Genomic DNA, 9,253 nt, shown 5'->3' with positions numbered 1-9,253 from the left:
GACTACGAAGCAGATGGGAGCGGGGTCGGAAGCGGAAACTCCGGCGTCTACGTGGCGGACGTGAACAGAGATTCGTGGCCTGACCTGCTGACTCTCGGTGGCGAAACCCCGGCACTGTTCGTCAACGACGGTGGCCAGTTCTCTCGGACAGGCGCCCTGTCGTCGGTCGACCACCACATCAAGAGTGCCGTGTTCGTCGACGTCGAACGCGATGGATGGACGGATTTGCTCTTGTTCACCACCGAGGGAACTGTGATATCGTTCCGAAACGACGCTGGAACGTTCGTCCGAACTGAATACGGTCTCGGGAACCTCACGTATCCCCTCGGCGCGACTGCAGCAGATTACGACCAAGACGGCGACACCGACCTGTTCGTCTACCAGTCTGGGTCGTGGCACGACCGGAAGCCGGCAGGGTACTTCAGTCTCGACGAGGGCATCGGCGACGACAACGGCAACGAGAACTATCTGTACGAGAACGTCGACGGAACGTTCCAGCGAGTCGAATCCGCGGGAGTAACTGGCCGTCATTGGAGTCTGGCCGCCAGTTTCGCCGACGTGACCGGAGATGGCTACCCGGACATACACGTCGCGAACGACTACAACAACGACACACTCTACGTCAACACCGGTGACGGGCAGTTCGAGCGCCATACCCTCGGCGGGTCGACGGCACGCAACGGGATGTCCTCCGAAGTGGCAGACGTCACCGAGGACGGACGACCCGACGTCTTCGTCTCGAACATCTGGTTCCCCAACCTCAAGGGCAACATGTCCAAAGAACGGTACGAGCGCCTCAAGCGCCTCCTCGACTTCGTCGTCCACTCCGGACGAACCAAAGGGAACACGCTGCTGGTCAATCAGGGCGAAGGCACGTTCGTCGACGATGCAGACGAACTCGGCGTCCGACACGGAGGGTGGGGCTGGGCAGCGAGCGCGACCGATTTCGACAACGACGGTGACCGAGACATCGTACACACGACGCAAATCGTGGTCAGGGTCAACCGAACCAACCCCGTCTACACGTATCCGATGGTCTTTCAGCGCCACGACGACGGGTTCTCGCACGTGAACGCGAGTACACACGGGATGGCAGAGACCGATGGTCGCGGGATGGCGACGCTCGACTTCGACCACGACGGTCAGCAAGAAGTCGTCGTCGCGACGTACGACGACCGATTCGTGGTCTACGACAACAAGGCGACGACAGATGCCGAGGCGGTACAGTTCCGAGTCACCGACGAGAACGGCGCAACGGCGCTCGGTGCAGTCGTGACCGTCCGGACAGGAGAACGCGAGCACGTGGTCCAGCAAACGGCGAACGTCGACTATCTATCGCAAGATAGCCGTACCGAGCACGTCGGCGTCGGAGAACACGACACGGTCACGCTCGACGTCGAGTGGCCCGATGGGACGACTCGGACCTTCGAAGACGTCGAGAGTAACCAGCGGCTTCGCATCCAGAAGTCGGGCCTCGTCGTGACCTCGTCGCAAAACGCGACTGTCTGAGCGACGATAGTCACGCGTTGGCAAATGTATAAGTAGCAGTGGATTTCTCTTCGCTGTATGCAGTCAGAAAGCAAACATCCCCCTTACAGAGACGAGACTCTCCCGACAGAGAAGCGCGTCGAGGACCTCGTCGACCGAATGACGGTCGAAGAGAAAGTCGGGCAACTCGTCGGCACGTGGGCGGGACAACTTGGTGAGTTCAAATCGGTCGAAGACGTCGAAGACGAAGTCGTAGAATATGCGGTCGGTGCCGTTGCGTCGTTCGGATGGGCTGGCGCAGTCGACTCTCGAATAGACGACGTGGTCGAGACGGTCAACCACCTTCAGGAAGTCGCGTTGTCGAAGACACGACTCGGAATTCCGCTATTATTCAACGTGGATGCAGTCCACGGTCACGCATACGTCGCCGAAGGGACGGCGTTCCCGAACGGACTCGGGATGGCGGCAACGTGGGACGAAGACGGCGTCGAGAAAGCAGCAGCGGTTACTGCAACCGAAGTCAGAACGTCGGGCGCACAGCAGAACTATTCACCCACCTGTGACGTTGCCCGAGAACCACGGTGGGGTCGAACCTTCGAGACGTTCGGCGAGAGCCCATTTTTGTGCGGTCGTCTGGCAGGTGCGATGGTACGTGGATACCAAGGCGACGGCCTCGACGACCCCAACTCCGTGGCAGCAACGGCGAAACACTTCCCGGCGTATAGCGAACCCGCACGCGGGGAAGACACTGCCCCTGTCGAAGTCTCATCGTACCTCCTCCGGAACATCTTCTTACCATCGTTCCTCGACGCTATCGACGAAGGTGTCGCGTCTGTCATGCCCTGCTACAACGCAATCGACGGGCGACCCGCACACGGGTCGCGCGAATACCTCACAGACCTTCTCCGTGGGAAACTCGGATTCGATGGAACCGTCGTCTCCGATTGGAACGGAGTCCGGATGCTACACGAGGACCACTTAGTCGCGAGCGACCACCGTGACTCAGTCCGAATGACACGTGAGGCAGGGCTCGACATCGCATCGGTCGACGCTATCGCTCACGCAGACCACCTCGTGTCTCTCGTCGAAGCGGGCGAGATTGCAGAAGACGTTCTCGACGAGAGCGTCAGCCGCGTGCTCGACCTCAAATTCCGACTCGGACTCTTCGAAGACGCGTTCGTCGACGCGAACGAAGCGCGAGACGTCGTCGGTGCCGATGCTCATCGTGACGAGGCGTTAGAGACGGCACGGAAGTCGATGACACTCCTTCAGAACGACGACACGCTCCCACTGGACCCCGAGGCCGACATTCTCGTCGCCGGACCGAACGCAGACAATCCCATTCACCAACTCGGTGGGTGGAGTGTCCCCGACGAAGCAGGCACCGACGTCGTATCGATCAAAGATGGAATCGAATCCGTCTGTGACGGGACAGTAACCTACGAGCAGGGGACGACGATAAACGACCCAGTCGATATCGACGCCGCAGTCGAAGCAGCGAAAGATGCGGACGTCGCGGTGGTCGCAGTCGGAGAAAACTGGTACATCCACGAGTTCGGACCTACAGAAGAGAGCGGCACTGCCCCCGACGAGTTTCCGAATCGAACCACGCTCGAACTCCCCGATGCACAGCGTGACCTCGTGAAAGCGTTGCACGAGACGGGCACTCCCGTCGTCGGTGTCCTCGTCACCGGTCGACCGCTGGCCGTGGAGTGGATGGCAGAGAACCTCCCGTCACTGTTACTGGCGTACTACCCAGGAACGATGGGAGGGCAGGCCGTCGCGGAGACGCTGTTCGGAGCGTGCGACCCCAGTGGACGATTACCGATTTCGTTCCCGCGGTCCGCAAGTCACCTTCCAACCCGGTTCAATCACTTCCCTCACCCGACACCAATCGGTCCCGACGAACACCTCCCGTCGTACGACCCACTCTTCGAATTCGGTCACGGGCTGAGTTACACTGATTTCGAGTTCGGTTCGATGTCCGTGACGGACGAGCAGATTCCGCCCCACGGGACCACGACAGTCGAAGTGCCTGTGGAGAACGTCGGGGACCGACACGGTTCCACTGTCGTACAGGTGTACGTCACCGACCAGGCTGGAACGCGGGTGACACCAGTCCGGGAACTCTGTGGATTCGAGCGCGTCTCGCTCGACCCTGGCGCCACAGAGACGGTGTCGGTCCCCATCGATGCGGCATCGATTGGGCGTGTCGACGAAGCTGGGAGGGTTCTGGCTATCCCAGGTGAATACACCCTCCGTGTCGGCGACCAAAACGTCACGATTACCGTCGAACCGGAATCGAACTGACCGGTCTCGACGCGAGCGGACTAACCCGTTTCGAGCAAGATTTTTTCGGTGGCTACGTTCTCACTGACGCTTCACACGTCGAGAGATAGGCATCAGGACGTCGTCTCCACAGTACAACGGGAGATGATACACGGAGACCGTACCGCTGGGGCCCTCGACCTATTTGGCAGACTTAGTGCTGTAGGTCGACCACAGTCGACGTGTGTCACCTCCGTGTACAGTTCGTTCAGATGAGCACGAATTGTTCTAAACACCCGTTGGAGCGTCCCTCAGCTCAGAATTCGGTATTCAATTGGAAGACACTGGATGACATCAGTCCACACACAACAAACATATTCATTACATCATATCAAATTATATAGTACTTTGAGAAAAGAGTCGGTTTCTCCTCACTTTGACAAATGAGTTTAATTGCTGTATTCTACCTTCTCAACCCCCCTAACCTAACTATCTAGTCCAGATACAGCCAAATACCCAGATATTCAACACAACTCAATTCTCTGTATAGGGAAATGAACAATAAGTCTCCTGATATTGTAATCCCTTGCGAGACGGCTCCTAACGGTGTATTTGGAATTGAAATCGATTTGATTCGCTACCCGGTGGATAGACTGAGACGTGTCGTCGGTTTAGTTATCACATTATAGACAATATCCGAGAGAGCGACCGACCAAGCTATTACAGACATACATTAGTAATGGCTTGGCTCGACTCGTATACTCAGTTTCCTCGAGGCAAACTGGAACGAGACTATACGAAATGTAGAGATGAATCGCGCCCCATTACACTCGTACTGTCGTCATTTATTCTGGCATTGGTCAAGTCGTGGTTCGATGGGGTAGTGTCTCTACGGAGGTCGAATTAGTACATCGGTACTCACACAGATCCTGCTAATTACTATTTTCATTACCATTATTGGTTAAGCGCAGTGTCGATTTTGGGTTTTGTTTTCCACGCATACTTAAGACATATATCTATATTGTCCGAGCTCAATTAAACAGAGACGACAATATTGGATGGAGATTCAATTGATATCTCATAGTGTATTTTTCTTCACAGTGGATAGTCGTATTAGTTATCAGTTACACATACATCTAATAATCTAAACATCGATTGGTTCGTGCTGCTCCAGACAGGATTCGAGTTGTCGAGACTCTGCTCGCAGCGTATCGAGTTCGGCTTCGATTGCACCGCGTTCGAGTTTCGCTCGTTGCTCGTCGGTGAGTCGTTCACGAGCGACGGCAGTCGCTCTGAGGCGGTCGAACTCCCCCTCGCTATTCGAAGCGAGTCTGAACACAGAGCGGGCGCGTGCCACCGTCGAATCGTCTGCGAAGCGACCGACGACTGCAACTAGTTCTCTCGTTCGCCACCTGAGTTCCTTGGCTGGTGCCGGCGGCCACGAAATAGTGAGCGAATCCGCCGCATCTGATAGCTGCGAGAGAAACGTCTGGTTCGTCCCTACGGCCGCTGAAAACGTCTCGGGGTCGTCGACGTAGTGGTCGAGTTTCGACCGTGAGAACGACGCCAACTCGGTGAGTCTCCGGACCGGTTCAGACCCGATTTCAGCAGTATCGAGGTAGGTCCGTAATCGTCGAGGCGGCGATGGCAACTCGACGAGCGGGTAGGACTCTGCAGTTGCTAACAGAGCCAATACCTCACGGGCAGGTGCCACCCCCAAGAACTGATCGAAGGCCGTCGTTACAGCCTCGTTGTACGCCTCGATGGGTTCAGAGAGCTCATCGGTCGAGAGATCTAGGTCTGCTTCGCCGAGTGCGAGAAGTTCTTCGAGTTCGTCGATTTGTTCGCCGACGTCGCGGTGTCGCTGCTCGACAGCGTAGCGTGCCCTCTCGTATTCCTCCCGTGCAGTCTTCCAAGACTCGAGGAGTTGGGCATCTTGGCGTACCGGTTCGAGCGCCTCGCGAGCCTGTGCGAAGTCACTCGTGGACAGTGTGGACGTGATACCGGTAGTGAGGATATCGTTGGCTTCGATGAACGATTCGCTGTGGGACACGTCGGGAGGGATTTCGTCGAGTGTGTCGGAGAGTGCCTCCCTGAATTGGACGTACCCTTTGAGGTCGTCTCGGTCCGTCGCACGAGACTCGTATTGGTCGAGAATCCGTTCGACGTTGTCGAGTGCTTCGGCGGCAGTTTGGAGTTCAGCCTTGCCGCGGTCTTCGACCGCTGTGCGTGTCTCGTCGAGTTTCCGTGCCGCAGCACGCACCGACTTCACGTCGTCGGGCGTGTCAGTCATCATCCCCTCCTGAGCGAGTGAGTAAATCGGGTGAGACGAGTGTCATTAGCGTACTATGAGTACTTGAGACACAAAAATGCGGCTCGAGAGTTCTCATCGAATGGCCTCGAATTGTCGAAATTGCCGGACCAAACGTCCGTCTTTTCGCACTCTATCGATGAGGACACCTCGTACCGTGTTGGGAGTGGTCCTCGCTTGGGCCGCGCGACGACTTTTTGATAGCATCACACACGAGCCTGTCGTCGACTCTGACACTGTATCGCCGCCTAACTCACTGTTGGTCGAATCCGGCGTATGGGGTCCGGTGAGTGTTCCGAATCAAGTCTTCGTCCTGTACCTGAAGCCCTAGTTCGTCCAGTTCTTCGCCAATTCGGCTGAGGTCGTCGCCATCCTCACCGATAGCACGCACCAAGACGTTCGATTCACCCGTCATCACTTCTTGTACCTCGACGACACCGGAGACCTCCGCAGCGGCGATAGCTAGTTCCTCTCGTTCTGGGATTGGCGCCGTGCAGACGATGAGCGTGAACAGTTGGTATCCCGCAGATTCGTAGTCCACATCGGCGTGATATCCCCGGAGCACGCCATCTCCTTCGAGCCGTTGGATGCGGTTCCGGACCGTACTCGCTGATACGTCGAGAGATTCCGCGATATCCGTCGAAGAGGTGTGTCGCGCTTCACCTTGGAGCATGTACAATATCTCTCGATCCAGATCGTCGAGCCCACTCATCGTGATTCACTTCGGGAGAAGGCAGACAAAAGGGTTAGTCTTGTCCACAATATTATCGGGAGTCGGATTATTTGGACCGAATATTTGCGAATCGGCAATCAGATATAAATAAAGTGAGACAATCAACGCTTTCTAAAGGATAGAGCAGAAACGGTACCGGTACGAGCTCCAATGAACCCAACAGAGATAGGCGTACGTCTCGTTGCAGGTATCCTCCTCATCCTCGCGAACGGGTTTTTCGTCGCCATCGAGTTCGCACTGACTCGGGCTCGGCAGTTTAGTAAAGACGAGTTCATCGATGGAAACCCCGCACTCGAACGAGCGTGGGAGATGACGAACAACCTCGAAATCTATCTCACGACTTGTCAAGTGGGTATTACGGCCTCCAGTATCGCCGTCGGTATCGTGGCCGAACCAGCACTCGCAGCCCTGTTCGAACCTTACTTCGCCAGTACGCCGCTTGCCTCGATTGGCGTGGGCGCCCTCATCGCGTTCGGTATCATCAACCTCCTTCACCTCACACACGGTGAACAGACACCGACCTATCTCGGCGTCGAACGTTCACGACTGGTGTGTCGATACGGAGCGACCCCCCTGTACTGGTTCAACTGGCTGATTTCGCCACTCATCACGCTCGGCGACTGGATTGCCAAAGGGACACTCAAACTGTTCGGAATCGAGATGACCGGGGCGTGGCTCGAGACCGAAGAAGACGTGCTCGAGTCGCGTGCCCAGCTTCGAAATCGACTCCACTCACTGCTCGAAGAAGGAGATATTCCCGAAGAACGCCGTGACGAAGTGCTCAGCGCACTGGAGGTCGGGGAACTCTCCATCAGGGAAATCATGGTCCCGGCAGACGAAATCGTCGCACTCTCCACGACAGCCTCCGCCGGAGAGAATTTCGAGAGAATTCGAAAGACACCGCATACTCGCTTCCCACTCGTCGGTGAGGAGTTGACCGACTTCCAAGGGGTCGTGTACGCACCATCGATTATCGAACACTTCGAAGAATTGAAAGGTGGTTCCCTCTCGTTCTCCGAGATTGCGGCACCACCCACGACGTTGGCCGCAGAGACGAACGTGAGTGACGCGTTCGACCAGTTCCAAGCAGAAGACCAGGAACTCGCACTGGTCTTACAAGACGGTGAAGTCGTTGGACTGCTCACGGCGACAGACGCCCTCGAAGCAGTGATGGGAGAGCTCGAGGACCCACTCGACCAACGAGTGTCGGTTTGAACACTAGTAGACAAACGTTTGGGTGACGCACAGCATCGAGAGCAGAGAAACGAAGTCTCCACTCGGTGCTGTTCTGACGGCGCTGCGGGCCGCAACGACGGTACAAGACCCAGCGGCGTGGTCGAACGCGAACTGTTCCCCGAATCAGATTCGTGAATCGGCGAAGTGTTCATGGTAAGGGGTAGAGTGGCTATGGATATGGACCGCGAGACGCTTACACAGGCACTCGAGTACGCGGACCTCACGTCGTACCAAGCCGACGCCTACCTCACACTCCTTGAGATGGGTGTCTCGCCTGCTATCGAAGTGGGCCGAGAGAGCGCTGTACCCGTCTCGCAAGTGTACGACGTTCTTCGGAGCCTCGAATCGAAGGGGTACGTCGAGACCATCGAGCGAGAGAAACTCTACGTTCGACCGTGTGACCCGGAGGCAGCGATGGCAGACCTAGAGACGAGGGGTGAACTCCTCCACGATGCTGCCGACGCGGTCCGCGAGCGATACCGAACTCCCGAACGGATGGACGCGCGAGTGGGTGTCACCAAGCGTGTCGAGACAGCAGTCGAGAACGCACAGGACCTCATCGACGACGCAGAAACCGTGGTGGAAGTAGCCGGGTCGTTCGAACAACTACAGTCACTCTCCCCAGCGCTTCGAGAGGCCCGTAACCGAGGTATCGTCGTTCGTGCATCCGTCTACATCGACGAAGGAGAAGAACCACCCGCAGAGTTCGACCCGAATGGGGTCCTCTCAGAACTTCGTGTGTGCACCATCCCAGGGCCGTTTCTCGTCGTCATCGACCGAGACCGGACGTGTTTCGCACCGAACACACGCTCTGACGAAGACTACGGTGTCCTCGTCTACGACCGTATCCTCCCGTTCGTCTTTCACTGGTTCTTCCTCACCTGCCTGTGGAACCTCTACCCGACCGTCTACCTCGACGACGAAGACCAATTCACCTACGTCACCATCGAAGAGTTCATTCGAGATATCTTACCCTTGTGGGAACGAGGGTTCGAACTCGGGGTCACCGCAGAAGGAATCGACCTTGGAGAAGGTAGTGAGACCACTGTCGAAGGAAGCGTTTCCGACATCTCGTTCCACGGTGACGAACGAAACCCCTCACGGTTGGCACTCTCAGACCTAGGCTCCCACAAGAACCTCACACTCGATACGGGCGATGGGTCGGTCGTCGTTGGAGGATGGGGTGCTGTCTTCGAGGACATGGAGATGCGGACGAT

General features: G+C 56.8%; 6 protein-coding genes. 4 read left to right on the top strand and 2 right to left on the bottom strand.

All coding sequences use genetic code 11. The features are described from left to right. The coding region (locus tag AUR66_RS14135; RefSeq protein ID WP_058572929.1) for a CRTAC1 family protein at positions 1–1,509 on the top strand (1,509 nt) is incomplete at its 5' end. A 138-nt stretch (positions 1,510–1,647) separates the two neighbouring features. Further along, entirely contained in the window at positions 1,648–3,798 is a 2,151-nt protein-coding gene (locus AUR66_RS14130) for a glycoside hydrolase family 3 N-terminal domain-containing protein (protein WP_058572932.1), read from the top strand. A 1,102-nt stretch (positions 3,799–4,900) separates the two neighbouring features. On the opposite strand, the gene AUR66_RS14125 is transcribed toward AUR66_RS14130, so the two are convergent. Then, positions 4,901–6,049: a DUF7118 family protein gene (locus AUR66_RS14125; protein WP_058572931.1), complete on the bottom strand. Its 1,149-nt coding sequence runs from the start codon at positions 6,047–6,049 to the stop codon at positions 4,901–4,903. Between the two features lie 271 nt (positions 6,050–6,320). Beyond that, positions 6,321–6,785 (bottom strand): Lrp/AsnC family transcriptional regulator, encoded by a 465-nt coding sequence (locus AUR66_RS14120; protein ID WP_058572928.1) that lies wholly within the window; start codon positions 6,783–6,785, stop codon positions 6,321–6,323. A gap of 165 nt (positions 6,786–6,950) precedes the next feature. On the opposite strand from AUR66_RS14120, the gene AUR66_RS14115 reads away from it, so the two are divergent. Both AUR66_RS14115 and AUR66_RS14110 read left to right on the top strand, forming a co-directional pair. Then, a complete protein-coding gene (locus tag AUR66_RS14115; protein WP_058572927.1) occupies positions 6,951–8,015 on the top strand; it encodes a hemolysin family protein in 1,065 nt (354 codons plus the stop codon). 198 nt (positions 8,016–8,213) lie between these two features. Further along, positions 8,214–9,253 (top strand): TrmB family transcriptional regulator (locus AUR66_RS14110; protein ID WP_058572930.1); only part of this gene is annotated, 1,040 nt, incomplete at its 3' end.

Origin of the sequence: Haloferax profundi, from assembly GCF_001469865.1 — an archaeon.
GTDB classification, from domain to species: Archaea; Halobacteriota; Halobacteria; order Halobacteriales; family Haloferacaceae; genus Haloferax; species Haloferax profundi.
Note: the sequence above shows the minus strand (reverse complement) of the source record. Positions and strands in the feature narration are given on the sequence as shown.

Bases quoted from the DNA above. Each gene is read 5' to 3' on its own strand.
- AUR66_RS14125 (WP_058572931.1), bottom strand. From the start codon at position 6,049: ATGACTGACACGCCCGACGACGTGAAGTCGGTGCGTGCTGCGGCACGG.
- AUR66_RS14130 (WP_058572932.1), top strand. From the start codon at position 1,648: ATGACGGTCGAAGAGAAAGTCGGGCAACTCGTCGGCACGTGGGCGGGA.
- AUR66_RS14115 (WP_058572927.1), top strand. From the start codon at position 6,951: ATGAACCCAACAGAGATAGGCGTACGTCTCGTTGCAGGTATCCTCCTC.